A 24,140-nucleotide genomic window follows, 5' to 3' on the forward strand; every position below is an offset into this window, starting at 1 on the left:
CTTTCAAATAAGCTTATCGGCTGAGGCTGAGCGGTTGACCGGAGGCGGTCGAACCGTCAAAGCGCGAAGCGGCAGTCTTGTAGACCGTACCGATCGTCGAGCCGTCACGATTCTTCAACAGGACCTGCTTGCCGGAAACCTCCCACGAACCCATCGAGGTCAGCTCGCCAGCGCAACCACGCGTGCCACCGCGCGAGCCACTGCCGAGGTTCGTCAGCGTCAGGAACATGTCGCAGCTCGATCCGCCGTTGCTGACCTTCCAGCTGCCGACCATCGATTCCTTCGTGACATCCATGGCGGACGCCGCCATCGCCTGCTGCTGTGCTGGATTGGCTGCATTCGGCGCGCTCGCAGGAGCGGCCGGGAACTGCGAACCGTTGCCGGCGCCTGCGGGCGGAAGCTGGCTGGATTGTACGGAAGGAACAGGCTGAGCCTGCAGTGGCGGCGGAGAAGAATAACTGTCGTTGTTGTATGCCGTGCGCTGGCAACCGGCAAGCGACAGGCCAATCGCCGCAGCCGTCACTGCATATCTAAACTGCATCATCACACTCCTAAATGATTGTCCACCGCTGACATCGGCAAAGTGATATTTAATGATGTCCGAATTATCGTATTTCACTTTGGTTAATCAAGTCGATACCGCTACAAATTGTCGTAGGCGATAGCTGGACAAGAATCGGGTGGTTTCAAGGCTTAACCGGCCGTAACTCATCCAAAATGACTGCGAGCGGTCAATTCGGTTGCTTCTCCGAGGCCCGCCTATGCTCGAATGTCCTCGCAACGGCAGCATATCGCGAACCATCTGCAGGACATGCGGGCGCTTCGGCGAGCTTGCCGAAGCATTTTGATTTTGCGGTTAAACGGCCGAAAGCGGCGGCTTAAACCCGCCGCTCGACCATCATCTTCTTGATTTCGGCGATCGCCTTGGCCGGGTTCAGACCCTTCGGGCAGGTCTGGGCGCAGTTCATGATCGTATGGCAGCGATAGAGGCGGAAGGGATCCTCGAGATTGTCGAGACGCTCGCCCTTGGCTTCGTCTCTGGAATCGATCAGCCAACGATAGGCCTGTAGCAGAACGGCCGGACCGAGGTAACGGTCGCCATTCCACCAGTAGCTCGGACAGGAGGTCGAGCAGCAAGCGCACAGGATGCACTCGTAAAGACCGTCGAGCTTCAGGCGGTCCTCATGGCTCTGCTTCCATTCCTTGGCCGGCGGCGGTGATACCGTCTTCAGCCAGGGTTCGATCGAGCGATGCTGCGCGTAAAAGTTCGTCAGATCCGGCACGAGGTCCTTGACGACGGGCATGTGCGGCAGTGGGTAGACCTTCACCGTGCCCTTGATCTCGTCCAGACCCTTGGTGCAGGCGAGCGTGTTGGTGCCGTCGATGTTCATCGCGCAGGAGCCGCAAATGCCTTCGCGGCAGGAGCGGCGCAATGTCAGCGTCGGGTCGATGTTGTTCTTGATGTAGAGCAGACCATCGAGCACCATCGGGCCGCAATCATCGATATCGATATAGTAGGTATCGATGCTCGGGTTCTGGCCGTCATCCGGGCTCCAGCGATAGACGCGGAATTCGCGCGTGTTCTTGGCACCGACCGGCTTCGGCCAGACCTTGCCTTCGCGCATCTGAGAGTTCTTGGGGAGAGCGAGTTCAACCATGGTCAGTTCCTCTCAGATCAGTACACGCGTGCCTTCGGCTCGATCTTGTGCGGATCGATGCCTTCGGCGATCAGGTCGGTGTGAACCGGACGATAGTCGAGCTTCACGTCGCCTGCCTCGTTAACCCAGGCAAGCGTATGCTTGCGCCAGTTTTCGTCGTCGCGGCCGGCGAACTTACCTTCGGTATAGTCTTCGCGAGCATGCGAGCCGCGGCTTTCCTTGCGGGCCTCGGCGCCGTAGATCGTCGTGATGGCGTTGGCCATCAGATTGTGGAGTTCCAGCGTTTCGACGAGATCGGAATTCCAGATCAGCGAACGGTCGGTGACCTTGATGTCGGACATTTCACCCCAGATTTCCGAAAGACGGCGGCAGCCGGATTCCAGCGATTCCTGGGTGCGGAACACGGCCGCATCTTCCTGCATGGCGCGCTGCATTTTTTCGCGCAGCGCTGCCGTCGGCGTCGAGCCGCTGGCATGGCGCAGGCGATCGAAGCGCTCCATGATCTTGTCGCAGGCCGCGACATTGACCGGAGGAACCGGGCCGACGCGGTCGATGACCTGGCCGGCGCGGATGGCGGCGGCGCGGCCGAAGACCACAAGGTCGATCAGCGAATTCGAGCCGAGGCGGTTGGCGCCATGCACCGACGCGCAGCCGGCTTCGCCGACGGCCATCAGGCCCGGCAGCACGCGCTCGGGATTGTTGCTGTCGGCATTCAGCACTTCGCCCCAATAGTTCGTGGGAATCCCGCCCATGTTGTAGTGAACGGTCGGCAGGACGGGGATCGGGTCACGGGTCACATCGACGCCGGCGAAGATGCGGGCACTTTCGGAAATGCCCGGGAGGCGCTCATGCAGCACGGCCGGATCGAGATGGTCGAGATGCAGGAAGATGTGATCCTTGTTCTTGCCGACGCCGCGACCCTCACGGATCTCAAGCGTCATGCAGCGCGAGACGACGTCACGCGAAGCAAGGTCCTTCGCCGAAGGAGCATAGCGCTCCATGAAACGCTCGCCCTCGGAATTGACAAGATAGCCGCCTTCGCCGCGCGCACCTTCGGTGATGAGACATCCCGAACCGTAGATGCCGGTCGGATGGAACTGCACGAATTCCATGTCCTGCAACGGCAGGCCGGCGCGGGCTACCATGCCGCCGCCGTCGCCGGTGCAGGTATGGGCAGATGTCGCCGAGAAATAGGCGCGGCCGTAGCCACCGGTCGCCAGCACCACCATCTTGGCGGCGAAGCGATGGATCGTGCCGTCATCCAGGCACCAGGCGACAACGCCGGTGCAGCGGCTGCCATCGTCGGACATGATAAGGTCGAGCGCGAAATACTCGATGAAGAATTCGGCGTTATTGCGCAGCGACTGGCCGTAGAGCGTATGTAGGATGGCGTGGCCCGTACGGTCGGCGGCGGCACAGGTGCGCTGCACCGGCGGTCCCTCGCCGAAATTCTGCATGTGGCCGCCGAACGGGCGCTGGTAGATCTTGCCTTCCTCGTTGCGCGAAAAGGGCACGCCGTAATGCTCAAGCTCGTAAACGGCCTTCGGCGCCTCCATGACCATATACTGCATGGCGTCGACGTCGCCGAGCCAGTCCGAGCCCTTGACGGTGTCGTAGAGGTGCCACTGCCAGCTGTCCGGCGTCATGTTCTGCAGCGAGGCGGCAATACCGCCCTGCGCCGCGACGGTGTGCGAGCGCGTCGGGAAGACCTTGGTGATGCAGGCGGTGCGGAAGCCCTGCTCGGCCATGCCGAGCGTGGCGCGCAGGCCGGCGCCGCCGGCGCCGACGACGATCACATCATAGGAGTGATCGATGTATTTATAGGCTTTCCCGTTCTGGGCAGCCCCATTCTGAGCGGATGAGTTCGGTGCCATGATGCAATTATCCTACGAACGCGATCTTCAGAATGGCGAAGAGACAGAGCCCCGCCACGACGACCGCGAAGAACGTGTTGAGCATGAGAAGAACGATCTTGCCGAATTCGCCGTGGACATAGTCCTCGATGATGACCTGCATGCCGAGCTTCATGTGAATGACGCCGGAGATCACCATCAGGCCGAAGATCACGGCAACGATCGGGTTCGAGATCGCGTGCACGACTTCCGCATAGGGCGCGCCGGCATAGATGATCAGGAAGATGACGAAGAAGAGAAAGAGGGGAACATTGGCAACGGCGGTCAGGCGCTGGCGCCAGAAATGATCGGTGCCTTCCTTGGCGGAACCGAGACCGCGGACTTTGCCCAGAGGAGTGCGCATATCCATGAGAAATATCCTTTAAAGCATGATCCCGAAAGGCGCCTGAGCGCCTCCGGGAGCGATCATGCCAATCAACCCAGGCGGATGGCGATGCCGATGATCCAGACCAGCGCGGTCAGACAGATCGAGGCGATGAGCGTGAACTTGGCCATCTTCGTCGAGACGGCGGGATCGAAACCATGTCCGAGATCCCACACGAAGTGGCGCAGGCCGCCGATCAAATGGTGCAGCAGAGCCCACGTGTAGCCGAGCAGGATGATGCGGCCGATGATCGTGCCCATGATCCAGTTGACCAGATCGAAATAGCCCTGACCGGTCGCCGCGGCGATCAGCCACCAGGCGACCAGCAGCGTACCGAAATAGAGCGCGCCCCCGGTGATGCGGTGGAGGATCGACATGACCATGGTGGGAATGGGTTTGTAGATTTGCAGATGCGGCGACAAAGGCCGGTTTTGTGTGACGTTCGCCATCAGAACCTCGCGGCGTTACGATACGCTTAGAACCCGGTTATCCGGGGCAACGCGCGCGCAGAGACGTGCAGTGTGCGTTGCATCATTGCGACCAATAATCACAGAGACGCCCATCCACAAGCACAATTGATGCCTGCATCGAATTTAATCGATTCGGATCGAGCTGCACTTTAGCGAGCATGCAATGACGGGCTTCCCATTCCGGGCCGTTTACCATTTCGGCAACCCTGACGTGGACTTCGCGCAGCTCTTGAGGCAATCTGCCGTTAAGATTTCATTAACCGATCGAAGCGAGTCGAATCATGAAGCCGCATCTTTTCAAGGCAGCAGCGCTCATCGTGGCGGCGGCAACATTTTCCTCCGCACCGGCATCGGCGGGCGACTACCGCCACTGGCATCATCACGATCGCTCCGGCCTTGTACGCCTTAACCAGATATCGAAGCCCCAGGGTCGCGAGCAGCAACCTGCCCGGATCGTCATCATGGAACGGCACGACGCCGCAAACGCCGGCAGCTATGCCGGCTCAGCCGATGTCTATCGGGCCGATGGCGGCACCTATGTTATCGGCTATGGCGGCTACAATCCCTATGCTCCGCCTGCGACAGTGCAGCTGAGGCCGAAGGCGAAAGTCATCGATGTCCGCTATGCCGGCAATCCCTGCTCGTATGAAGCAGGCGTCTGCGTCATCAGGCACTGACGTTTCTCAATCGGCGAGAAATCGCCAGACCGTCGTCTTCTTAATCTCGCTGTCCTCGAGCGCCCGCGTCACCGGCACTTGATAGGTGGCCTGCACTTCCAGACGATCCTTGGGAAGATAGGCCCTGCCGGGATCGCCGACGAGAACCGTCCTCCCCTCGCCCGCCATACGTCTTAGCCAGGGAACGAGGCTCGCCGCGAAATCACGATCGTAGAAAACGTCGCCGGCAAGAATAACATCCGCATCCACGGCGCAACCGACGATATCGTCACCGGCGAAGTCCAGATCGACGCCATTTTCAACGGCATTGAGCCGGATCGCCGTGCCCGCCCATGGATCGATATCGACGGCAAGCACAAGAGCCGCGCCCGCACGCTTCGCCGCAATCGCGACGAGCCCGGAGCCGGTGGCAAAATCCAGCACGGTTTTGCCGGCAACGATCTCCGGATGATCGAGGATATAGCGCGCCAGACCCTGCCCGCCCGCCCAGGCAAAGGCCCAGAACGGCGGCGGAAGGCCGATCTCTTCCAGCTCTTCTTCCGTCTTCAGCCACAATTCATGCGCCTCGCTTGCCAGGTGCAGCCGGATTTCCGGCACATGCGGCGACGCCATGAGGCTGGTATTGGCACGGATGAAGCTTTCCGGATCGGTTTTCAATGAATCTCCCACCTACCGAACAAGGCCGGATTAGACCGGCGGATTGTCCAGACCGCCCATGCGGCAGACTTCGAGCCATTCATCATCCGTCACCGGCTGCACCGAAAGCCGCATGGAAGTGACGAGCGCCATCTGCGAAAGCTTCGGATTGGCCTTGATGTCCTTGAGGGTCACCGGATTCGGCATATCGCGAACGGCGCGGATGTCGACACATTCCCAGCGCGGATCGTCCTTGGCGGTCGAATCCGGATGCGCCAGCGCGCAGACCTCGACGATGCCGACGACCTCCAGCCCGTCATTGGAGTGATAGAAGAAGCCCTTGTCGCCGATCTGCATGGCCCGCATGTTGTTGCGGGCGAGATAGTTGCGCACGCCGGTCCATTCCGTTCCCTTTTCGCCGGCATCCTTCTGCTGCTGCCAGGACCAGGAGGACGGCTCGGATTTATAAAGCCAGTGCGCCATCTCTCATGCCTCCGGATTGTTGAAGACCCAGTTGAACGGCTTGATCTCGACGCTCTCGAACAGACCGGCCTTCGTATAGGGATCGGCATCGGCAATCGCCTTGGCAGCCTCGGCGTTCTCGGCCTTGACGACAACGAGACTACCGTTCGGCTTGCCGTCCGCATCCAGGAACGGACCGGCCATCTTCAACGTGCCTTCAGCATTGAGCTTGTTCAGATGCTCCAGATGCGCCGGGCGCGTCTCCATGCGAACATTCAGGTGACCGGGCTTGTCTTTGCAGACAAAGGCGAAAAGCATTGTTTGGCTCCTTCAGATATCCAGAAATTATTCCCCAGAAACTATTCCGTGGTGATCGGCCGCGTCATCAGTTGTCCGATGGCCGTTGCTATGTCGAGCTTGCCGTCGATGATGGCGGACACCGCGTCGGTGATCGGCATGTCGACGCCGAGTTTGTGGGCGAGCCGCGCGGCGATGGAAGCGGCATAGGCGCCCTCGACCAGCGTGCCATGCGTTGGATCAACGGTCTCTCCCTGCCCAAGCGCGATACCGAACCTGAGATTACGGGATTGATGGCTGGTCGCCGTCAGCACGAGGTCGCCAAGACCCGATAGGCCGCGCACGGTTTCGGCCTTGCCCCCCTTGGCTGCAACGAAGCGCGACATCTCGGCAAGACCACGGCTGATCAGCGCCGCACGTGCGGAATCGCCTATACCCCGGCCCTCGACGATGCCGCAGGCAATCGCGAGAACATTCTTCAAGGCGCCGCCGAGCTGCACGCCGATGCGGTCATCCGAGGCGTAGAGGCGAAACGTCGGGCCGGAAATCGCCTGGGCTAGCCTTTCGGCGACAGTCATGTCGGCGGCGGCGATCGCCATGGCCGTCGGCAGTCCCTTGGCAATGTCGGCGGCAAAGCCCGGGCCTGAGAGCACAGCGATCGCATGCTGCGGCAACTCCCGCTCCAGCATATCGGTCAGCAGATCGCCGGAGACCTTGTCGATACCTTTCGCGCACGTAACGACGACCGCATCCTTGGCGAGATAAGGGCCATAATGACGGGCAGCATCGGCCTGCGCCTGTGAGGGCATGGCAAAAAGAACGATGCCGGCATTGGAAATTGCATCCGGCACGGCCGAAAACTGCAGCGAATCCGGAAGGTCGATGCCGGGCAGGACGGCATCATGCATGCGGTCGGCGGCAAGGTCAGTCATCAGCCCTGCGTTGCGTCCGACGAGCACCACATCGGCACGACCGGTCAGCGCGATGACGGCGGCAAGCGCCGTGCCGAAAGCCCCGGCGCCGATGACTGCGATCCGCTCATTGCCGCTCATGCTTTCGCTCCTCGTTTGCCATGTCCGAGCAGAGTTTCCGCCTTCTGATCCAACGGCCAGCGCGAGCGCGGCTGCACATCGAGATCGTCAGGTGCGGCCCCCGTCGCCATGCGTTCCAGTCCAGCCCAGGCGATCATGACGGCATTATCCGTACACAATCTCAATGGCGGCGCGATGAAGCGGAAACCATTGGCGTCGCAAAGCTCCTGCAGCGTGCGGCGCAGCTCGAGATTGGCGGCAACGCCTCCGGCCACCACAAGCGACGGCTTTTCCTCAGTCTTCGGAAACTCCGTCTTGAAGCGCTGCAGGCCGCGGCCGATACGATCCTTCAGCGTGCGCGAGATCGCCTTCTGGAAGGAGGCGCAGATATCGGCGATATCCTGCTGCGTAACAGGCGCAATCGCCATCGCCGCCTGTCGTACCGCCGTTTTCAGGCCGGAAAAGGAAAAATCGAGGCGCGTTTCGCCGACCAGCGGTCGTGGCAGATCGAAGCGGTCCGGATCGCCGTTTTTGGCGGCTGCCTCCACAGCAGGGCCGCCGGGATAGGGCAGTCCTAGAAGCTTGGCCGTCTTGTCGAAGGCCTCACCGAGCGCATCGTCGATGGTGGTGCCCCAGCGCTCATATTGGCCGACGCCTCGCACCAGAATAAGCTGTGTGTGGCCGCCGGAAACGAGCAGCATGAGGTAAGGAAAGGCAAGACCGTCCGTCAGCCGCGCCGTCAGGGCATGGCCTTCCAGATGGTTGATGGCGTATAGTGGCTTGCCGGTGGCACGCGAAATTGCCTTGCCTGTCATCAGGCCGACGAGCAACCCGCCGATAAGGCCCGGTCCGGATGTAGCGGCAATGGCATCGACGTCCGAGAGCGACACATTGGCGCGTTTCAATGCCTCGTCGATCAGCGTATCGAGCGCTTCGACGTGTGCCCGCGCAGCAATTTCCGGCACGACGCCGCCATAGGCGCTGTGCTCGTCCAGCTGGCTGAGGACGACATCGGAACAGACAGTGGGCGTGCCGTCATCCCGGCGCTCGACAATGGCTGCAGCGGTTTCGTCGCAGCTTGTTTCGATGCCGAGAATACGAAGAACGGATGCCATGGAGAAAGTTCGTTGCCTACAGGTCGATTGCGATAAAGCGGAAATATGGTTACGGGAACTGTCGGTAACAACGGATCAAAGCGGATGCAAACAAAACCTTTCCGGATCGGCACGCGCGGCAGCCCGCTGGCGCTCGCCCAGGCGCGAGAAGCACGCGACCGCCTGATGGCGGCCCATGGCCTTCCGGAGGAGATGTTCGAAATCGTCGTTCTCACCACCAAGGGCGACCGCATCACCGACCGCTCGCTCGCGGCAATCGGCGGCAAGGGCCTGTTCACGGAAGAGCTGGAAGAGAAGCTGACCTCAGGCGAACTCGACTTCGCCGTGCATTCGGCCAAGGATATGGCGACGAAGCTGCCCCAGGGCCTGGCGCTCACAGCTTATCTGCCGCGCGAGGACATTCGCGATTCGGTCATCGGCCGCACCGCGCCGAAACTGATCGAGCTGCCGCATGGCGCCACCGTCGGCTCGGCGTCGCTCCGCCGCCAGGCGCTGATCCGGCGCCTGCGCCCTGATATCAACGTCATTACCTTCCGCGGTTCGGTTCAGACCCGCCTGCGCAAGCTGGAAGAGGGGCAAGCCGACGCCACCTTGCTGGCGCTTGCAGGCCTGAAACGGCTTGGCATGGTCGAGGTCATCACCGACATTCTCGATCCGGATGAATTCCCTCCAGCGCCGGCACAAGGCGCCATAGCAATCGAAAGCCGCATCGATGACGCGCGGATGAACGAGCTGCTCGCCGCCGTCAATGATGCGCCGACTTTCGACGCGGTATCCTGCGAACGCGCTTTCCTGGCAGCACTCGACGGGTCCTGTCGCACGCCGATAGCCGGCTACGCAATTTGCGAAGGCGATCATCTGCGTTTCTTCGGCATGATCCTCACCCCGGATGGCCGCCAAGTGCACACAACGACCATCGAAGGCCACCGGCGCGATGCCGAGGCGCTGGGGATCAATGCCGGTCAGGCGATCCGCGCCGAGGCCGGCAGCACCTTCTTCGAAGATTGGACCTGACAAAGGATGCGCGTCGTCGTCACCCGCCCTCGGCATTCGGGTGAACGCACCATGCGGCGACTGACGCAAATGGGGCACGAACCCCTGCTGCTGCCGCTGGCCGAACCCGTCCATCATGTCGAGCAGGCAAGACGAGCGCTCCTGACCACGCAGGGCACCGTTGCCGTCACCAGCGCCGAGGCGATCCGGGCGCTTTCGCTACTAGGTTCCGATCTTACCCCTCATCTTGGTCGTCGCCTCTTTGCCGTCGGAAAAGCGACGGCCAAAGAAGCGGCGGATCTCGGATTCAGCAATATCGCCATATCGGAAGGCGGCGGCACAGAGCTTGCCGCCATGATCGCCAGCCATCCTTCAGGCCTGAACGACGGCGCGCTCCTCTATCTCGCAGGCTTTCCGCGCGCGGCCGGTTTCGAAGCCGGGTTGGCAGAACGGCACGTGCCTTTCCTGACCGTTGAATGCTACCGAATGCAGGATATCATCCCCGACGACGTCACTCTTCGCTGGCTTTTCGCCGACGCTCGCGCGAATGCTGTGCTGCTTTATTCCCACGAAACCGCCAGGCGCTTTTTTAGCCTTTCATTCGTCGGCCGCAACATGGAGCTTTTTGCCGAAACGCGGTTTCTTTGTTTGAGCGAAGCCGTGGCGGGCGCGGTTCCGGAAACGCTGCAATTCCATGTCGATATCGCCGACATGCCGAATGAAGACCGACTTCTGGCGCTTCTGATCCCGGCGTGAGGCCGCAATTTTGATGTAAGGCCTTTTCATAATCGCCTTGTCTGTCTAACTTCGTTGCAGCGCATGAAAAGAGGACCTCATGGTATCGCGAAAAACGCCTAACCATTCGAAGCCCAACGACGAACCGGTCACGATCGACCTGGAAGCCGAAAAGACTGCGCAGGACGCAGCTCCCGAAGATTTGACCGAGCGCAGCCATGGCGAGCTTGGCGCCTCCTCGACAGATAAAGTGGAAATGCCGCTGGAAGCGGAGAAGGAGCCGGTTCGCGAGGACCCCCACGAGCCGGCCGCAACGGCTGCGGTCGAAGAGCCGCAGGCAGCGGAACACCAGGCCGAGCCGGCGCCCTCTCGCGCCGAAACCCCGCCTTATGTCGAACGCCCGCAGCCGCGCGAGGGATCGACCTCCGGCCTTATCGCGGCGGGCATCGTCGGCGGCTTGATTGCGCTCGTCGGCGCCGGCGCCTTGCAATATGCGGGCGTACTGCCCGGCGGCCGTGCCGGCAAGGACAATTCCGCTGCTATTACCGCCTTGAATGCCGAGATCGACGGCCTCAAGCAGAGCGTCGCCAAGCTAGCCGCGGCGCCCGCAGCCAAGCCGGACGAGACGCTTGCGGCCCGCGTCGCCGCACTCGAGACGAATGCAGCCAATGGCGCCTCGGCCGGAGGATCGAGCGCGACAAATGCCGCTTCCGATCAGAAGATCGCTTCGCTCACCAGCGAGGTTGAGCAGCTGAAAACGGATCTCAGCAAGGCGACCCAGACGCAGGCTACCTCCGATGCCGAAGTCAGCAAGCGCCTTGACGATGCCGAAAAGAAGCTGAGCGGACCGAGCCAGGAGAGCGCTGTCGCCCGCGCCATCGCGGCGGCGGCGTTGAAGGCAGCCATCGACCGCGGCGGCCCCTTCCAGCCTGAGCTCGACACCTTCGCCAATGTCGCACCTGACGATCCGGCCGTCGCCGATCTCAAGAACTTCGCCCAAACAGGCGTTCCCTCCCGCGCCGAACTGATCCGCCAGGTTTCGAATGTCGCAACGGCAATCGTCGCAACGGCGCAGACCGATGATCCGAACCAGAGCTGGAGCAGCCGCCTGGTATCCGGCGCCAAGTCGCTGGTGCAGGTCCGCCCCGTCGGCAATGTCCCTGGCGACAGCATCGATGCCATCGCCGCCCGCTTCGAGGACAAGGTCCGGAATGGCGACCTTCCAGGCGCCGTGACCGAGTGGAACAGCCTGCCCGATGCCGCGAAATCCGCATCGGCCGCCTTCAAGCAATCGCTCGAGGCCCGCATCCGCGTCGAGGATCTGGTAAGCGATGCCTTGTCGAAGGCGATCGCCAATACCGGGAAACAGAATTAAGGACGGAGTGTAGCAATGATCAGACTGCTTATCTTCGCCATTCTCGTCCTGGCTCTCGGCTATGGTTTCTCCTGGCTCGCGGATCGTCCCGGCGATCTCTCGCTGGTCTGGGAAGGTCAGCTTTACCAGACGAAGCTGATCGTCGCCGCCGCGATCCTGATTGCGATCGTGGCCGCCATGATGATCGTCTGGTGGTTCGTGCGGCTGATCTGGACCTCGCCGCACTCCGTCACCCGCTATTTCCGCGCCCGCAAGCGTGACCGCGGCTATCAAGCGCTCTCAACAGGCCTCATCGCCGCCGGTGCCGGCAATGCCTTGCTCGCCCGCAAGATGGCGGCCCGCACCCGTGGCCTCATCCGCGCCGATCAGGAGCCGCTCATCAACCTGCTTGAGGCTCAGGCCGCCTTGATCGAAGGCAAACATGATGAGGCCCGTCAAAAATTCGAGCAGATGGCCAATGATCCGGAAACGCGCGAACTCGGCCTGCGCGGCCTCTATCTCGAAGCCAAGCGCCTCGGGGCGCATGAAGCGGCGCGGCAATATGCCGAGAAGGCGGCCGACCAGGCGCCCTACCTGCCCTGGGCGGCACAGGCGACGCTGGAATATCGCAGCCAAGCCGGCCGCTGGGACGATGCCATCAAGCTGCTCGACCAGCAGAAGGTTGCCCATGTCGTCGACAAGGCCACCGCCAACCGTCAACGCGCCGTCCTGCTGACGGCGCGCGCCGACGAGAAATTGGAAAGCGATCCCGCCGGCGCGCGCGACGATGCGCTGGCGGCCTTGAAGCTCGTGGACGATTTCGTGCCCGCAGCGCTGATCGCCGCCAAGGCCCTGTTCCGTGAAGACAAGGTGCGCAAGGCTGCCTCCATCCTCGAGCAGGTCTGGAAAGCGCAGCCGCATCCCGAAATCGGCAGAGCCTATGTACGAGCCCGCAGCGGCGATTCCGTTCTTGATCGCCTGAAACGCGCCGAACGGCTGGAGGCGATCCGCCCGAACAATGTCGAAGCCCTGCTATTGACCGCAAAGGCGGCGATGGACGCGGGCGATTTTGGCAAGGCTCGCGCCAAGGCCGAAGCCGCCGCACGGATCAATGCGCGCGAAGGTGCCTTCCTGCTTCTCGCCGATATCGAAGAGGCCGAAACCGGCGATCAGGGCCGTATTCGCCATTGGATGGCGCAGGCGCTGCGCGCCCCGCGCGATCCGGCCTGGGTCGCCGATGGTTTCGTCTCGGAAAAATGGCTGCCGCTGTCGCCGGTCACCGGCCGCCTCGACGCCTTCGAATGGAAGGCGCCGTTCGGCCAGATCGAAGGTCCGGTCGAAGAGGGTTCGACGGTCTCCGTCGATGCGACGCTGAAGTCGTTGCCGCCGGTGCGCGAGACGGCTCGCGCAACCGCAGCGGAGACGCCGAATTCACCAAAAGTTGCATCACCAGCCAGCGATGCCTATGTCATGGAGTTGGAACCCGCCGTTGAAAAGTCGGCGCCGAACGCACCCGACGCAGCACCAAAACCGGTGCAGCAGGATGCGGAGCCCCGGCCCTTCTTCGGTGGCGCGCCTGATGACCCGGGCGTGAAAGATCATAAACTTGAACCGGAACCCAAGACACGGCTCAAATTGTTTTAAAGCAATTCCGGCAAAAGCGCGCAGCGGATTTGCGTCTGGAATTCGGGAAGACAAAAAGATGGAGCATGGTGCCCCAAGAACCCTGCTCGGCCCGTTTTGAGAATGGAGACGCATGTTCGAACGCTTTCAGGAATTCCTTCATAACCTGACCCAAGACCATCCCCGATCCGGTTTCGCACCAGACGACCCGCGTGTCGCGGTGGCAGCTCTCTGTATCCAGGTGATGGAGGCGGACGGCAAGATCGAGAACAGCGAGAAGAAGCGGCTGCGCAAGCTGTTGAAGGAACAGTATGGGCTTGATGGCCGCAAGCTCGATCAGCTGATCGCGGCCGGCGAGGAGGCGGAAAGCGAAGCGGTCGACTATTATCGCTTCACCTCGGACCTGAAGCGCCATCTTGACAGCTCGCAGCGGCTCGAACTGCTCGGCATCCTCTGGGATATCGTCTATGCCGACGGCGAGCGCAGCGAGATGGAAGATCATGCCATCTGGCGGATCGCCGACCTCATGGGCATTTCCGATCGCGAGCGCATCATGAAACGCCAGGAAGCTGCCGCACGCGCGCCCGGGTTCAGGGTGGAGACGGGCAATGATGATTGAAGCGCCGAAGAGCGCCGGCCGCCCGATATTGATCGTCCTGCATCAGGAGCGCTCCAGCCCGGGCCGCGTCGGCCAGATGCTGCTGGAGAAGGGCTTCGATCTCGATATCCGCCGCCCGGTCCTCGGCGACCCCCTGCCCTCGACACTGGAGGCTCATGCCGGCGCTGTGGTCTTCGGCGGCCCGATGAGCGCCAACGACCCCGACGACTTCATCAAGGCCGAGACCGACTGGCTGAAGGTACCGCTTAAGGAAAACCGCCCCTATCTCGGCATCTGCCTCGGCGCGCAGCTGCTCGCCCGCCATCTCGGCGCCAAGGTGAAGGCGCGCGATGACGGCAAGACCGAGATCGGCTGGTATCCGTTGCAGCCGACGGAAAAGGGCCGCCTGCTGATGCGCTGGCCGCAGATGGTCTACCATTTCCATCGCGAGGGCTTCGAGCTGCCGCACGGCGCCGACCTCCTGGCAACGGCGGAGACCTACCCCAATCAGGCTTATCGCTACGGCGCCAATGCCTGGGGCTTGCAATTCCATGCCGAGCTCACCCGCGCCATGATGCAGCGCTGGGTCGTGCATGGCGAACATCGCTTCTGCATGCCGAACGCCCAGCAGGGCCGCGAGCATCTCGAAGGCCGTATGATCTTCGACGCGGCGCTGAAGGCCTGGCTGTCAGAATTCCTCAATCTCGTTTTCGAGGGCAAGCAGGCGATGGCGGCCTAAAGGTCTTCGCCTGACGAAAGCACGCGGCCGAATTCATCGATCGCCCCACGGATGGCAGACGCATATTGCTTGAGCTTCTCCGCATCGGCCATAAGGGCATCCCTGACGCCTCTCGGAATCTCAAGCTGCACCCCAACCTGCCGCTGGCCGCGATTGCAGATATTGCCGGCCGAAGCTCCCGCGAGCGCCTCCCCCTTCTTTCTCGCAACGGCAGCAAATCCGTCGCGGCGAAGCGCCTCTACGATCAGGTTACGGAGCGATGTGTCGAGCCCGCCGATCCAGCTTGACTCCGGATCCTCCCGGTCCGCTCGACCATGAATGGCGATGACGATCGCTGAATTGGCAACCAGATTGTTTGCAATCGGCTCATCGAAATTTTCGGAAGTGACATGCAACTCATGATGGAGCCGCGCCGGATCGAGCCCTTCGAAGCGGTAAAGCGAGAACCTCCCATTCGCGATCGCCAGCGCTATCTCGGATGTGGCAGGTTCGATGAAGCCGGCATGCGGAGCGATAACCACGACGGGTGATGATCGGCTCTCCACGCGGACGCGATAATCGACGCCTTCGGTCTCACGTTCGCGAAGCGCCGAAAACGAATTGTATCGATCCGGCAACCTCGCCATTACGCACTCCTCAAACCGCCTGCGGCTCGCCGGCGCGATCCGGTGCATTCAGGCTGTCGATCCGGCGAAGCTGCGGGAAACCCGTCGCCCAGAGGATGGCAACCGTCAGCGTGCCCAAACCTCCGATGACGACGGCGGGGATTGCGCCGAAATAATGCGCCATGGTGCCGGCGCGAAATTCGCCAAGCTCGTTCGACGCGCCGACGAAGACCATGTTGACGGCATTGACGCGGCCGCGGACATGATCCGGCGTCCAGAGCGTGATGAGGGTTTCGCGCACATAGACGGAAATCAGGTCGGAAGCGCCCATGACGGCGAGAGCCGCTATCGACAGCCACGGCGTCTGCGAGATGCCGAAGACCAGCGTGCCCATGCCAAACATGGCAACCCCGGCAAACATGCAGATGCCGGCGCGGTTCCGGATAGGATAAGTCGCCAGAAACAGGCCCATGGCGATTGCGCCGAGGCTTGGCGCAGCGCGCAGCATGCCGAGGCCCCAGGGCCCGAGCGTCAGGATATCGCGCGCATAGATCGGCATCAGCGCGACCGCGCCGCCGAGCAGCACGGCGAAAAGATCGAGCGAGACGGCACCCAGCACCACCTTTTCCGACCAGATGAAACGGAAGCCGGCAAGCATCTCGTTAAGGCTACGCCGCTCATGCGCGGTGCGCTGCTGTGGCTTGGGGATCAGGAAAGTCAGCACCGAACCGGCCGCGAAGAAAAACACGGCCACGGAATAGGCGACGTTGGCACCGATGCCGTAAAGCAGGCCACCGGCCACGGGACCGAGGATGGCGGCCGCATCCCATGACATCGAGTTCCAGGTGATGGCATTCGTCAGATCTTCGGGCGGGATCAGGTTGGGCGCCAGCGATTGCATGGCCGGCGTCATGAAAGCGCGCTCGATGCCGAAGACAGTGAGGATCAGAAATACCGGCAGCGGCGCGAAGGTGCCCGATATGGTCAGAAACAGCAGCGCAGCGGTGCAGAGAGTGCCGACGAAAATGCAGATCGCGGAAATCAGGCGCCTGTTGTAACGGTCCGCAGCCGTGCCCGTCACCAGGATCAGCAGCAGCGACGGCAGGAACTGCACCAGACCGATCAGACCGAGATAGATCGGCTGGCCGGTGTGCTCATACATCTGCCAGCCGACGGAGACGCTGACGACCTGCGTGGCAAAGGCCGTCAAAAACCGCGCGAAGAAGAAATAGGCATAGGCAATGTGCCTGAAGGCGGCAAACCGGTCTCCGCTGGCAGAGAACGACATGGGACGAGACTTTCCGATGGGGCCGCTGGCGCCAAGGCTGGCCTTTTAGACATGATTCAACATGCTTCGGAGCATGGGACTTGCCCGTTTAGTCGCCAATGTCTACATGTCTGTCAACCGCGAATTGGAGACGGACATGCTCGCCTTATTTCAAACCATTGATCTGGCTTTGAATCTTTATACCTGGATATTGATCGCCAGCGCCATCTTTTCCTGGCTCTATGCTTTCAACGTCATCAATTCGAGCAATCAATTCGTCAGCTCCGTCGGCAACTTCCTTTATGCGGTCACGGAACCTGCCCTGCGGCCGATCCGCCGCATCCTGCCGGATCTCGGCGGCATCGACATTTCGCCGGTCATCCTGCTCTTGATCATCTTCTTCATCCGCTCGCTGATGTGGAATTCGATCGTCCCCATGTTCCTGCGGTGAACAAGGCCTGGCAGGCCTTTCCGGATCACGTCAGGCTTTCCGTACGGCTCACGCCCAATGGCGGGCGTGACGCGATCGACGGGCTCGAAACCGTAAGCGACGGCGAATGCTATCTGAAGGCGCGTGTTTCAGTGGCGCCAGAAAAGGGCAAGGCCAATAAGGCCCTGATCGCCCTTCTTTCAAAAAGCCTCGGCCTTCCCAAATCCACGCTTAGCATCATCAGCGGCGACACGGCGCGCAAAAAAATCCTCCGGATCGAGGGCGAGCCGGAGGATTTGATGGAGAAATTAAACCTTATTACGAAGGGCTGATCAGGCCTTTTCCTTCTTGGCGCGGGCGATGGCTTCGATGATCAGTTCGCCAGCTTCCTTGGAGCCGCCCCAGCCAAAGATCTTCACCCACTTGCCGGGCTCGAGATCCTTGTAGTGCTCGAAGAAGTGCTCGATCTGCTTCAGCGTGATCTCCGGCAGGTCGGTATATTCCTTGACCTTTTCGTAGCGCAGCGTCAGCTTCGGCGAGGGAACGGCAATGATCTTCTCGTCCTTGCCGGAATTGTCTTCCATCTTCAGCACACCGATCGGGCGAACATTGATGACGCAGCCCGGGACCAGCGGACGGGTGCTGGCGATCAGAACGTCGATCGGGTCGCCGTCTTCGGAGAGCGTGTGCGGGACAAAGCCGTAATTGCCCGGATAGGTCATCGGCGTGTAGAGGAAACGGTCGACGACCAGCGTGCCGGCCTCCTTGTCCATTTCGTACTTGATCGGATGACCGCCGACCGGCACTTCAACGATGACGTTGACGTCTTCGGGCGGGTTCTTGCCAATGGAAATCGCGTCGATACGCATGCTTGTCCCCTAGATAAGGATGGTTGCCGCCAGCCAAATAATAGGATTCATCCCGCAACGCAACAACGCATCGGGAAACAGGCGGATTTACTGCATGATTCCCAAAATCGGAATCGATTTAGGGACGGAATCATACAGCAGATTTAGAACGCGACAGCGCCGCTCAGGGCCAGACGAAGCCGATCTTGCGCAGCTGCCTGTGATCGAAGGTTTCGATGCCCTCGCAGAAATCCGCGCCGCCCTGCCCGCGATAAAAACGGTAGGCATTCTCGTTTTCCTCAAGGCACCAGACGACCAGTCCCTTGCAGCCGAGCGACTTCAACAGCCGACGAGCCTCGCCGAAGAGCATGCGCCCGAGGCCGAGGCCCTGATATTGCGGACGCAGGTAGAGTTCGTAGATCTCGCCTTCCTGCGGCAGCGCGCGGGCACGATTGAGGCCGAGCGTGGCATAGCCTGCGATCTCGCCGGCAACATCCAGAACCAGCAGCGTTGCCGGACCACTGGTCGCCTTGCGCCACCAGGCTTCGCCGCGACGCTCTATCATCTGGCCGAGGGCACGATGGGGAATGATGCCGGCATAGGTGTACTGCCAGGATTGGCGGTGCACCTCCGAAATGGCCCGGGCATCATCGGGTTCTGCCCGCCGAACATCAATCGACAACGTCTTCATAACGTCTACTCTGATCTTACCAACGCGAATTAACCATCCTCATTCATAAAGATGGCGGACTTGCCCACAGGCTTTATCCGTGGATCATTAACAAAAATTAACGACTTTTTAACCTTTTGGACAAGGGCTCAAAAACCGAACATGCAATTAAAAACCCCGGCACAAAGGCCGGGGTCGGATGCATCGCTCGGTTAGGATGATCAGGCCAGACGGGCCTTCTCGTAACGCTTGCGCTCGTTCGGATCGAGATACATCTTGCGGAGGCGGATCGACTTCGGCGTCACTTCCACCAGCTCGTCGTCCTGAATCCAGGAAAGCGCACGGTCGAGCGTCATGCGGATCGGCGGCGTCAGCTTCACGGCTTCATCCTTGCCTGCAGCGCGGATGTTGGTGAGCTTCTTGCCCTTCAGAACGTTGACTTCGAGATCGTTGTCGCGCGAGTGAATGCCGATGATCATGCCGGCATAGACCTTCTCGCCGGCGTCGATGATCATCGGGCCGCGGTCTTCGAGGTTGAACAGGGCGTAAGCCACGGCTTCGCCGGCTTCGTTGGCAAGCAGAACGCCGTTAACACGGCCGCCGATCTCGCCCTTGTACGGCTGGTAGTCATGGAACAGACGGTTCATGACGGCCGTGCCGCGCGTGTCGGTCAGAAGTTCCGACTGATAGCCGATGAGGCCGCGCGTCGGCGCCAGGAAGACGAGCCGAACGCGGTTGCCGCCCGAAGGACGCAGCTCGGACATTTCAGCCTTACGCTCGGACATCTTCTGCACGACGATACCGGAATGCTCTTCATCGACGTCGATGACGACTTCTTCGATCGGCTCGAGCAGCTGGCCGCTCTCATCCTTGTGCATGACGACGCGCGGACGCGACACGGCAAGCTCGAAGCCTTCGCGGCGCATGGTTTCGATGAGGACTGCGAGCTGCAATTCGCCGCGGCCGGACACGTAGAACGAATCCTTGCCTTCAGCTTCTTCGATCTTCAGCGCAACGTTGCCTTCGGCTTCCTTGAAGAGGCGGTCGCGGATGACGCGCGAGGTGACCTTGTCGCCTTCGGTGCCTGCATAGGGGCTATCGTTGACGATGAAGGACATGGTGACGGTCGGCGGGTCGATCGGCTGCGCGACCAGCGGCTCGCTGACCTGCGGATCGCAGAAGGTATCGGCGACCGTGCCCTTGGAAAGGCCGGCGATGGCGACGATGTCACCTGCCTGCGCTTCTTCGATCGGCTGGCGCTCGATGCCACGGAAGGCGAGGATCTTGGAGATACGGCCGGTTTCGATGAGGTTGCCGTCGGCGCCCAGAACCTTGACGGCCTGGTTCGGCTTGATCGAGCCGGAATGGATGCGGCCAGTGATGATGCGGCCGAGGAAAGGATTGGCTTCCAGGATCGTGCCGATCATGCGGAACGGACCTTCGCCGACGGTCGGCTCGGGAACATGCTTGACGACCAGATCGAGAAGCGGGCCGAGGCCTTCTTCCTTCGGACCCTCAGGCGAATAGTTCATCCAGCCGTTACGGCCGGAACCGTAGAGGATCGGGAAGTCGAGCTGCTCGTCGGTGGCGTCGAGATTGGCGAAGAGGTCGAAGACTTCGTTGATGACTTCGTCTGCACGGGCGTCCGGGCGGTCGATCTTGTTGATCGCAACAATCGGACGCAGGCCGACCTTCAGCGCCTTGCCCACGACGAACTTCGTCTGCGGCATCGGGCCTTCGGCAGCGTCGACGAGAACGATCGCGCCATCCACCATCGAGAGAATACGCTCGACTTCACCGCCAAAGTCGGCGTGGCCGGGGGTGTCGACGATGTTGATGCGCGTATCCTTCCAGACGACAGAGGTCGCCTTGGCAAGAATGGTGATCCCGCGCTCCTTTTCCAGGTCGTTGGAGTCCATGACGCGTTCTGCAACGCGCTGGTTCTCACGGAACGAGCCGGACTGCTTCAAAAGCTCGTCGACGAGGGTGGTTTTCCCATGGTCAACGTGCGCGATGATCGCGATGTTGCGAAGTGCCATATGTTTTAATCTCTGAGGCTGGGGCGCAGTGTTTTGTAAACACGCCAATTGCATTTGGCGCGCTCATACCCTTTTTTTCGCGAATGCGAAAGGGGGGAGGCAAGAAAGGAGCTGAATGCCGGCTTTTCGTGCCTCACGCCTCAGTCTTCCACGCCTGGACAGCCGAGCTCTCTTCTGGCGCGTCGCCAATTCAGATGCACACGATCGCCTCGATCGGAATTTGCACAGCTCCGTCAAGCAGCATGCTTCAGTAAGAACGCGTCGTGATTGACCAGGAAAGCTTTGAGGCGCTCGGCATAGTCATGCGTCACCGCGTCTCGCACGCTTTGCCGCGACGCCAGCTCCGTGCGCCATGCCTTGACACGCGGGAGCCCGTCAAAAACGCCCGTCGATGTGATGGTGTCGAACACATCGAAGTAACGGAAGATCGGCGCAAAAACTGCATCGACCAGGCTGAACGCCTCTCCGGCAAAAAAGGGACCGTTTCTCAATTCCGCCTCGACCCGAGTAAATTTCTCGATCAGCGCTTTGCGCTTGGCCTCATAGGTTTCTTTGTCCTTGGCGGTCTCGAATCCCCATAAGTCTGAAAGGATGGAAGAACCGAACTCCATCCAGCCGCGATGCCGCGCACGCGCCAGCGGATCGGCCGGGTGGAGCCGAGCACCGGATTGGGTTTCCTCGAGATATTCGCAGATCACAGCGCTCTCGAACAAAACCGTTTCCACTCCATCGTCCTGTCGCACGATCAGGAGAGGCACTTTGCCAAGCGGAGAAATGGCAAGAAACCAGTCGGGCTTTGCTGATAGATCGACATAGCGGACTTCAAATGGCACGGCCTTTTCAGCAAGCGTGATGGCGGCTCGCTGGACGTAGGGGCAAAGGTAATGGCTGACAAGCACCGGTTTTGCGTCGGACATGATCAAATCTCCCGGGTCTTCGTTCAAGATAGATGTAATTGCATCTATATCCAGACTTGCAAGCTCGGTCAACATAGATGTAATTGCATCCATGTCCGATTGTTCAGATGCCCCCGCTTCAAAGCCCTCTTCCGCCATCACGCGAGCATGGGTGCGCCTCATGCGCGCGCAGCAAATCACCCTCGCGGCAATCGAGCAGGACTTGAAGGCGGCCGGCCTGCCGCCACTCAGCTGGTACGACGTACTATGGGAGCTGACGCAGGCCACAGAAGGGAAGTTGCGGCCCTATGAGATCGAGGAGCGCACGCTTCTCGCCCAGCATAACCTATCGCGCCTACTCGACCGAATGGAAAAGGCCGGTCTTGTTCATCGTGAGATATTTTCCGAGGACGGCCGAGGCCGCTGGGTCGTTATCACCGAGGCAGGAAGTGCGATGCGCAGCCGCATGTGGGCAGCCTATGCCCCGGCACTTCAACGCCATGTGGGTGATAAGCTGGACGATGCGCAGGCCGGCCAACTGGCTGAGCTGTTGGCTTTGCTTTCGCGCAAATCCTGATTGCCCGATAAAGATCGGCTCAGTCGCCAAAGCTTACTTTTGGCGACTGACTTTTGTTACGTACCGACGCAAAGATCAGGCTGCCAGCCCCTTCTTCTTCAACATCGCATCCGGGCTCGGCAATTTGCCACGGAAAGCCTTGTAGGTCTCTTCCGGGTCGATCGAGCCGCCGACGGAATAGATGTTGCCTTTGAGTTTTCCCGCCATATCGGCGTTGAAGGCATCGCCCGTTTCCTCGAAAGCGGCGAAGGCATCGGCGTCGAGCACTTCGGACCACATGTAGGAATAGTAGCCGGCCGAATAGCCGTCACCGGCAAACACATGCTGGAAATGCGGTGTGGCATGGCGCATGACGATGGATTTCGGCATGCCGATCTCGGCCAGCACCTCCCCCTGCAAGGCCATCGGATCCTCAACCGCGCCGCGGGTATGGAAGGCCATGTCGACCAGAGCCGAGGAGGTGAATTCGACCGTGTTGAAGCCAGCATTGAAGGTGCGGGCCGCCAGAACCTTGTCGAGCAGCGCCTGCGGGATCGGGGCGCCGGTCTCATAATGCACGGCATATTCCTTGAGGATGGCAGGAACCGTCAGCCAGTGCTCGTAAAGCTGCGACGGCAGTTCGACGAAATCGCGGGAAACGCCGGTGCCCGAAACCGAGGGATAGGTGACGTTCGAAAGCATGCCGTGCAGCGCATGGCCGAACTCGTGGAACAGCGTGCGAGCATCGTCGAGCGACAGCAGCGCCGGCCGGCCTTCCGCTGGCTTGGCGAAGTTGCAGACGTTGTAGATGATCGGCAACTCGCCGACCTTGCCGTTCTTCAGCGGCAGCTTGTGCTGCGACTGGAACGAGCTCATCCAGGCGCCGGAGCGCTTCGAACCGCGGGCGAAGTAATCCCCGAGAAACAGCGCGACGAGCTTGTCGGAGCGATCCCGGATCTCGAAGACGCGCACATCGGGATGATAGGCGGGAATGCCCTTCTGCTCGACAGCCTTGATGCCGAAGAGGCGGCCGGCAACATCGAAGCAGGCAGCGATGATCTTTTCGAGCTGCAGATAGGGCTTCAATTCGGTTTCGGAGAAATCGAACTTCCGCGTCCTGATCTTCTCGGCATAGTGCCGCCAGTCCCAGGGCATGACCTCGTGGTTGCGACCCTCCTCGGCGATCAGCGCTGCAATATCCCTTTCTTCTTCTACCGCGCGTGCTGCCGCCTTGCCCCACACGGTCATCAGAAGGTCGTTCACCGCATCAGGCGTCTTCGCCATTGTATTGTCGAGCTTGAGCTCGGCGAAATTGGCATAGCCGAGCAGCTTTGCCTTTTCTGCTCTCAGTGCCAGAGTCTCGCGAATGATCTCGCGATTGTCGGTCTTGCCGCCATTGGCGCCACGCGCCACCCAGGCGTTGAAGGCCTGCTCACGCAAATCGCGGCGCTCGGAAGAGGTGAGAAACGGTTCGATGATCGAGCGCGACAGGGTGACGGCATATTTGCCCTCCTCGCCGCGTTCGCGTGCAGCCGCCGCCATCGCCTCGCGCAGATAGTCGGGAAGGCCGGCGAGATCAGCCTCTTCCGACAAGAGCAGCGCCCAGCTCTTTTCATCCGCCAATACGTTCTGTCCGAATTGCGCGCCGAGGCCGGCAAGCTTCTCATTAATGGCAGAAAGCCGCTCCTGCTCTGCCTTCGGCAGCTTGGCGCCCGACTTGACGAAGCCCTTCCAGTGCCGTTCCAGCACGCGGGTTTCCTCGAGCGTCAACCCAAGGGCGTCGCGGCCCTCCCAAAGCGCATCCAGGCGGGCAAAGAGTGCCGCATTGGTGCCGATCTTCGAATAATGCCGCGCCATCTTTGGTGCGATCTCGCGCTCCAGCGCCTGGATGGTCTCGTTGGTATGAGCACCGGCCTTGTTCCAGAACAGCGCCGAAATGCGCGAGAGTTCATCGCCGGCGATCTCCAGCGCCGTCACCGTATTAGCAAAGGTGGGTGCCTCGCGGTTGCCAGCAATCGCATCGATCTCGGCTTCATGCGATGCAAGCGCCGCATCGAAGGCAGGTGCAAAATCCGTATCCTTCACCGCATCGAAACGCGGCAGCCCCTGATGTCCGGTCCATTCGGTGAGCGCAGGATTGACGGCGGTTTGGGAAGACATGCGG

General features: G+C 60.9%; 27 protein-coding genes. 10 read left to right on the forward strand and 17 right to left on the reverse strand.

What is annotated here, in order from left to right:
• Window positions 1-13: 13 nt before the first annotated feature.
• The 5 genes from FHT73_RS22380 to sdhC form a co-directional block, all read right to left on the reverse strand.
• Window positions 14-541: a protease inhibitor Inh/omp19 family protein gene (locus FHT73_RS22380; protein WP_015341413.1), complete on the reverse strand. Its 528-nt coding sequence runs from the start codon at window positions 539-541 to the stop codon at window positions 14-16.
• 337 nt (window positions 542-878) lie between these two features.
• Complete coding sequence (locus FHT73_RS22385) at window positions 879-1,658, reverse strand: succinate dehydrogenase iron-sulfur subunit (protein WP_015341415.1); 780 nt, start codon at window positions 1,656-1,658, stop codon at window positions 879-881.
• Window positions 1,659-1,675: 17 nt separating this feature from the next.
• Complete coding sequence (gene sdhA, locus FHT73_RS22390; RefSeq protein WP_015341416.1) at window positions 1,676-3,532, reverse strand: succinate dehydrogenase flavoprotein subunit; 1,857 nt, start codon at window positions 3,530-3,532, stop codon at window positions 1,676-1,678.
• A 7-nt stretch (window positions 3,533-3,539) separates the two neighbouring features.
• Window positions 3,540-3,920, reverse strand: coding sequence for a succinate dehydrogenase, hydrophobic membrane anchor protein (sdhD, locus tag FHT73_RS22395; protein WP_112336360.1), 381 nt, complete (start codon window positions 3,918-3,920; stop codon window positions 3,540-3,542).
• 65 nt (window positions 3,921-3,985) lie between these two features.
• Window positions 3,986-4,384: a succinate dehydrogenase, cytochrome b556 subunit gene (sdhC, locus tag FHT73_RS22400; RefSeq protein ID WP_112336359.1), complete on the reverse strand. Its 399-nt coding sequence runs from the start codon at window positions 4,382-4,384 to the stop codon at window positions 3,986-3,988.
• Between the two features lie 302 nt (window positions 4,385-4,686).
• Between sdhC and FHT73_RS22405 the strand changes: the two genes are divergently transcribed.
• Window positions 4,687-5,082: a hypothetical protein gene (locus tag FHT73_RS22405; RefSeq protein ID WP_183714937.1), complete on the forward strand. Its 396-nt coding sequence runs from the start codon at window positions 4,687-4,689 to the stop codon at window positions 5,080-5,082.
• 6 nt (window positions 5,083-5,088) lie between these two features.
• On the opposite strand, the gene FHT73_RS22410 is transcribed toward FHT73_RS22405, so the two are convergent.
• Genes FHT73_RS22410 through tsaD form a run of 5 tightly spaced genes read right to left on the reverse strand, consistent with a single transcriptional unit; the run spans window position 5,089 to window position 8,623 of the window.
• Entirely contained in the window at window positions 5,089-5,739 is a 651-nt protein-coding gene (locus FHT73_RS22410; protein ID WP_183714939.1) for a methyltransferase, read from the reverse strand.
• Between the two features lie 30 nt (window positions 5,740-5,769).
• Window positions 5,770-6,201 (reverse strand): EVE domain-containing protein, encoded by a 432-nt coding sequence (locus FHT73_RS22415; RefSeq protein ID WP_075853666.1) that lies wholly within the window; start codon window positions 6,199-6,201, stop codon window positions 5,770-5,772.
• 3 nt (window positions 6,202-6,204) lie between these two features.
• The gene (locus FHT73_RS22420) at window positions 6,205-6,498 is read right to left on the reverse strand and encodes a YciI-like protein (RefSeq protein WP_112607831.1); all 294 of its coding nucleotides are present in this window, start codon (window positions 6,496-6,498) and stop codon (window positions 6,205-6,207) included.
• A 41-nt stretch (window positions 6,499-6,539) separates the two neighbouring features.
• Complete coding sequence (locus tag FHT73_RS22425; protein ID WP_112607833.1) at window positions 6,540-7,529, reverse strand: NAD(P)H-dependent glycerol-3-phosphate dehydrogenase; 990 nt, start codon at window positions 7,527-7,529, stop codon at window positions 6,540-6,542.
• The gene (gene tsaD, locus FHT73_RS22430) at window positions 7,526-8,623 is read right to left on the reverse strand and encodes a tRNA (adenosine(37)-N6)-threonylcarbamoyltransferase complex transferase subunit TsaD (protein ID WP_183714941.1); all 1,098 of its coding nucleotides are present in this window, start codon (window positions 8,621-8,623) and stop codon (window positions 7,526-7,528) included. Before tsaD ends, FHT73_RS22425 begins: the two co-directional genes overlap by 4 nt.
• Window positions 8,624-8,707: 84 nt before the next feature.
• Between tsaD and hemC the strand changes: the two genes are divergently transcribed.
• The 6 genes from hemC to FHT73_RS22460 all read left to right on the forward strand — a co-directional run bounded on the left by hemC (window position 8,708) and on the right by FHT73_RS22460 (window position 14,665).
• Window positions 8,708-9,637, forward strand: coding sequence for a hydroxymethylbilane synthase (hemC, locus tag FHT73_RS22435; RefSeq protein ID WP_112336350.1), 930 nt, complete (start codon window positions 8,708-8,710; stop codon window positions 9,635-9,637).
• A gap of 6 nt (window positions 9,638-9,643) precedes the next feature.
• On the forward strand, window positions 9,644-10,372 hold the full coding sequence (locus tag FHT73_RS22440; protein WP_183714943.1) for a uroporphyrinogen-III synthase: 729 nt from the start codon (window positions 9,644-9,646) through the stop codon (window positions 10,370-10,372).
• 79 nt (window positions 10,373-10,451) lie between these two features.
• On the forward strand, window positions 10,452-11,726 hold the full coding sequence (locus tag FHT73_RS22445) for a COG4223 family protein (RefSeq protein WP_183714945.1): 1,275 nt from the start codon (window positions 10,452-10,454) through the stop codon (window positions 11,724-11,726).
• A gap of 15 nt (window positions 11,727-11,741) precedes the next feature.
• Window positions 11,742-13,349: a heme biosynthesis protein HemY gene (locus FHT73_RS22450; protein ID WP_183714947.1), complete on the forward strand. Its 1,608-nt coding sequence runs from the start codon at window positions 11,742-11,744 to the stop codon at window positions 13,347-13,349.
• Between the two features lie 112 nt (window positions 13,350-13,461).
• On the forward strand, window positions 13,462-13,947 hold the full coding sequence (locus FHT73_RS22455) for a TerB family tellurite resistance protein (RefSeq protein ID WP_015341429.1): 486 nt from the start codon (window positions 13,462-13,464) through the stop codon (window positions 13,945-13,947).
• Window positions 13,940-14,665: a glutamine amidotransferase gene (locus FHT73_RS22460; protein WP_112607961.1), complete on the forward strand. Its 726-nt coding sequence runs from the start codon at window positions 13,940-13,942 to the stop codon at window positions 14,663-14,665. The genes FHT73_RS22455 and FHT73_RS22460 overlap by 8 nt, the downstream gene beginning before the upstream one ends.
• Here the strand turns inward: FHT73_RS22460 and FHT73_RS22465 are convergent.
• Complete coding sequence (locus FHT73_RS22465; protein ID WP_183714949.1) at window positions 14,662-15,291, reverse strand: poly-gamma-glutamate hydrolase family protein; 630 nt, start codon at window positions 15,289-15,291, stop codon at window positions 14,662-14,664. The genes FHT73_RS22460 and FHT73_RS22465 overlap by 4 nt on opposite strands.
• Before the next feature lie 10 nt (window positions 15,292-15,301).
• Entirely contained in the window at window positions 15,302-16,558 is a 1,257-nt protein-coding gene (locus tag FHT73_RS22470; RefSeq protein ID WP_183714951.1) for an MFS transporter, read from the reverse strand.
• A 106-nt stretch (window positions 16,559-16,664) separates the two neighbouring features.
• Between FHT73_RS22470 and FHT73_RS22475 the strand changes: the two genes are divergently transcribed.
• Complete coding sequence (locus FHT73_RS22475; RefSeq protein WP_085999183.1) at window positions 16,665-16,988, forward strand: YggT family protein; 324 nt, start codon at window positions 16,665-16,667, stop codon at window positions 16,986-16,988.
• Complete coding sequence (locus FHT73_RS22480) at window positions 16,985-17,299, forward strand: DUF167 domain-containing protein (protein ID WP_015341434.1); 315 nt, start codon at window positions 16,985-16,987, stop codon at window positions 17,297-17,299. The genes FHT73_RS22475 and FHT73_RS22480 overlap by 4 nt, the downstream gene beginning before the upstream one ends.
• On the opposite strand, the gene ppa is transcribed toward FHT73_RS22480, so the two are convergent.
• From ppa to FHT73_RS22500, 4 genes are all read right to left on the reverse strand, one after another.
• On the reverse strand, window positions 17,300-17,836 hold the full coding sequence (ppa, locus tag FHT73_RS22485; protein ID WP_015341435.1) for an inorganic diphosphatase: 537 nt from the start codon (window positions 17,834-17,836) through the stop codon (window positions 17,300-17,302).
• Window positions 17,837-17,999: 163 nt separating this feature from the next.
• On the reverse strand, window positions 18,000-18,506 hold the full coding sequence (locus tag FHT73_RS22490) for an N-acetyltransferase (RefSeq protein WP_015341436.1): 507 nt from the start codon (window positions 18,504-18,506) through the stop codon (window positions 18,000-18,002).
• 200 nt (window positions 18,507-18,706) lie between these two features.
• Entirely contained in the window at window positions 18,707-20,524 is a 1,818-nt protein-coding gene (typA, locus tag FHT73_RS22495; protein WP_112336343.1) for a translational GTPase TypA, read from the reverse strand.
• A 233-nt stretch (window positions 20,525-20,757) separates the two neighbouring features.
• Window positions 20,758-21,441 carry a glutathione S-transferase family protein gene (locus FHT73_RS22500; protein WP_112607851.1) on the reverse strand — a complete coding sequence of 228 codons (684 nt, stop codon included), beginning with the start codon at window positions 21,439-21,441 and terminating at the stop codon, window positions 20,758-20,760.
• A 91-nt stretch (window positions 21,442-21,532) separates the two neighbouring features.
• On the opposite strand from FHT73_RS22500, the gene FHT73_RS22505 reads away from it, so the two are divergent.
• Window positions 21,533-21,997 (forward strand): MarR family winged helix-turn-helix transcriptional regulator, encoded by a 465-nt coding sequence (locus tag FHT73_RS22505; protein WP_112607963.1) that lies wholly within the window; start codon window positions 21,533-21,535, stop codon window positions 21,995-21,997.
• Between the two features lie 75 nt (window positions 21,998-22,072).
• Here FHT73_RS22505 and FHT73_RS22510 read toward each other — a convergent pair whose 3' ends face one another.
• Complete coding sequence (locus tag FHT73_RS22510; RefSeq protein ID WP_183714953.1) at window positions 22,073-24,136, reverse strand: M3 family metallopeptidase; 2,064 nt, start codon at window positions 24,134-24,136, stop codon at window positions 22,073-22,075.
• Between the last annotated feature and the right edge of the window lie 4 nt (window positions 24,137-24,140).

The sequence above is a fragment of the Rhizobium sp. BK098 genome (assembly GCF_014193155.1).
Lineage (GTDB): Bacteria > Pseudomonadota > Alphaproteobacteria > Rhizobiales > Rhizobiaceae > Rhizobium.

Bases quoted from the DNA above. Each gene is read 5' to 3' on its own strand.
- sdhC (WP_112336359.1), bottom strand. From the start codon at position 4,384: ATGGCGAACGTCACACAAAACCGGCCTTTGTCGCCGCATCTGCAAATC.
- tsaD (WP_183714941.1), bottom strand. From the start codon at position 8,623: ATGGCATCCGTTCTTCGTATTCTCGGCATCGAAACAAGCTGCGACGAA.
- ppa (WP_015341435.1), bottom strand. From the start codon at position 17,836: ATGCGTATCGACGCGATTTCCATTGGCAAGAACCCGCCCGAAGACGTC.
- typA (WP_112336343.1), bottom strand. From the start codon at position 20,524: ATGGCACTTCGCAACATCGCGATCATCGCGCACGTTGACCATGGGAAA.
- FHT73_RS22510 (WP_183714953.1), bottom strand. From the start codon at position 24,136: ATGTCTTCCCAAACCGCCGTCAATCCTGCGCTCACCGAATGGACCGGA.
- sdhD (WP_112336360.1), bottom strand. From the start codon at position 3,920: ATGGATATGCGCACTCCTCTGGGCAAAGTCCGCGGTCTCGGTTCCGCC.
- FHT73_RS22500 (WP_112607851.1), bottom strand. From the start codon at position 21,441: ATGTCCGACGCAAAACCGGTGCTTGTCAGCCATTACCTTTGCCCCTAC.
- FHT73_RS22445 (WP_183714945.1), top strand. From the start codon at position 10,452: ATGGTATCGCGAAAAACGCCTAACCATTCGAAGCCCAACGACGAACCG.
- sdhA (WP_015341416.1), bottom strand. From the start codon at position 3,532: ATGGCACCGAACTCATCCGCTCAGAATGGGGCTGCCCAGAACGGGAAA.
- FHT73_RS22455 (WP_015341429.1), top strand. From the start codon at position 13,462: ATGTTCGAACGCTTTCAGGAATTCCTTCATAACCTGACCCAAGACCAT.
- FHT73_RS22420 (WP_112607831.1), bottom strand. From the start codon at position 6,498: ATGCTTTTCGCCTTTGTCTGCAAAGACAAGCCCGGTCACCTGAATGTT.
- FHT73_RS22415 (WP_075853666.1), bottom strand. From the start codon at position 6,201: ATGGCGCACTGGCTTTATAAATCCGAGCCGTCCTCCTGGTCCTGGCAG.
- FHT73_RS22465 (WP_183714949.1), bottom strand. From the start codon at position 15,291: ATGGCGAGGTTGCCGGATCGATACAATTCGTTTTCGGCGCTTCGCGAA.
- FHT73_RS22505 (WP_112607963.1), top strand. From the start codon at position 21,533: ATGTCCGATTGTTCAGATGCCCCCGCTTCAAAGCCCTCTTCCGCCATC.
- FHT73_RS22425 (WP_112607833.1), bottom strand. From the start codon at position 7,529: ATGAGCGGCAATGAGCGGATCGCAGTCATCGGCGCCGGGGCTTTCGGC.
- FHT73_RS22385 (WP_015341415.1), bottom strand. From the start codon at position 1,658: ATGGTTGAACTCGCTCTCCCCAAGAACTCTCAGATGCGCGAAGGCAAG.
- FHT73_RS22405 (WP_183714937.1), top strand. From the start codon at position 4,687: ATGAAGCCGCATCTTTTCAAGGCAGCAGCGCTCATCGTGGCGGCGGCA.
- FHT73_RS22450 (WP_183714947.1), top strand. From the start codon at position 11,742: ATGATCAGACTGCTTATCTTCGCCATTCTCGTCCTGGCTCTCGGCTAT.
- FHT73_RS22460 (WP_112607961.1), top strand. From the start codon at position 13,940: ATGATTGAAGCGCCGAAGAGCGCCGGCCGCCCGATATTGATCGTCCTG.
- FHT73_RS22490 (WP_015341436.1), bottom strand. From the start codon at position 18,506: ATGAAGACGTTGTCGATTGATGTTCGGCGGGCAGAACCCGATGATGCC.
- hemC (WP_112336350.1), top strand. From the start codon at position 8,708: ATGCAAACAAAACCTTTCCGGATCGGCACGCGCGGCAGCCCGCTGGCG.
- FHT73_RS22380 (WP_015341413.1), bottom strand. From the start codon at position 541: ATGCAGTTTAGATATGCAGTGACGGCTGCGGCGATTGGCCTGTCGCTT.
- FHT73_RS22475 (WP_085999183.1), top strand. From the start codon at position 16,665: ATGTCTGTCAACCGCGAATTGGAGACGGACATGCTCGCCTTATTTCAA.
- FHT73_RS22470 (WP_183714951.1), bottom strand. From the start codon at position 16,558: ATGTCGTTCTCTGCCAGCGGAGACCGGTTTGCCGCCTTCAGGCACATT.
- FHT73_RS22440 (WP_183714943.1), top strand. From the start codon at position 9,644: ATGCGCGTCGTCGTCACCCGCCCTCGGCATTCGGGTGAACGCACCATG.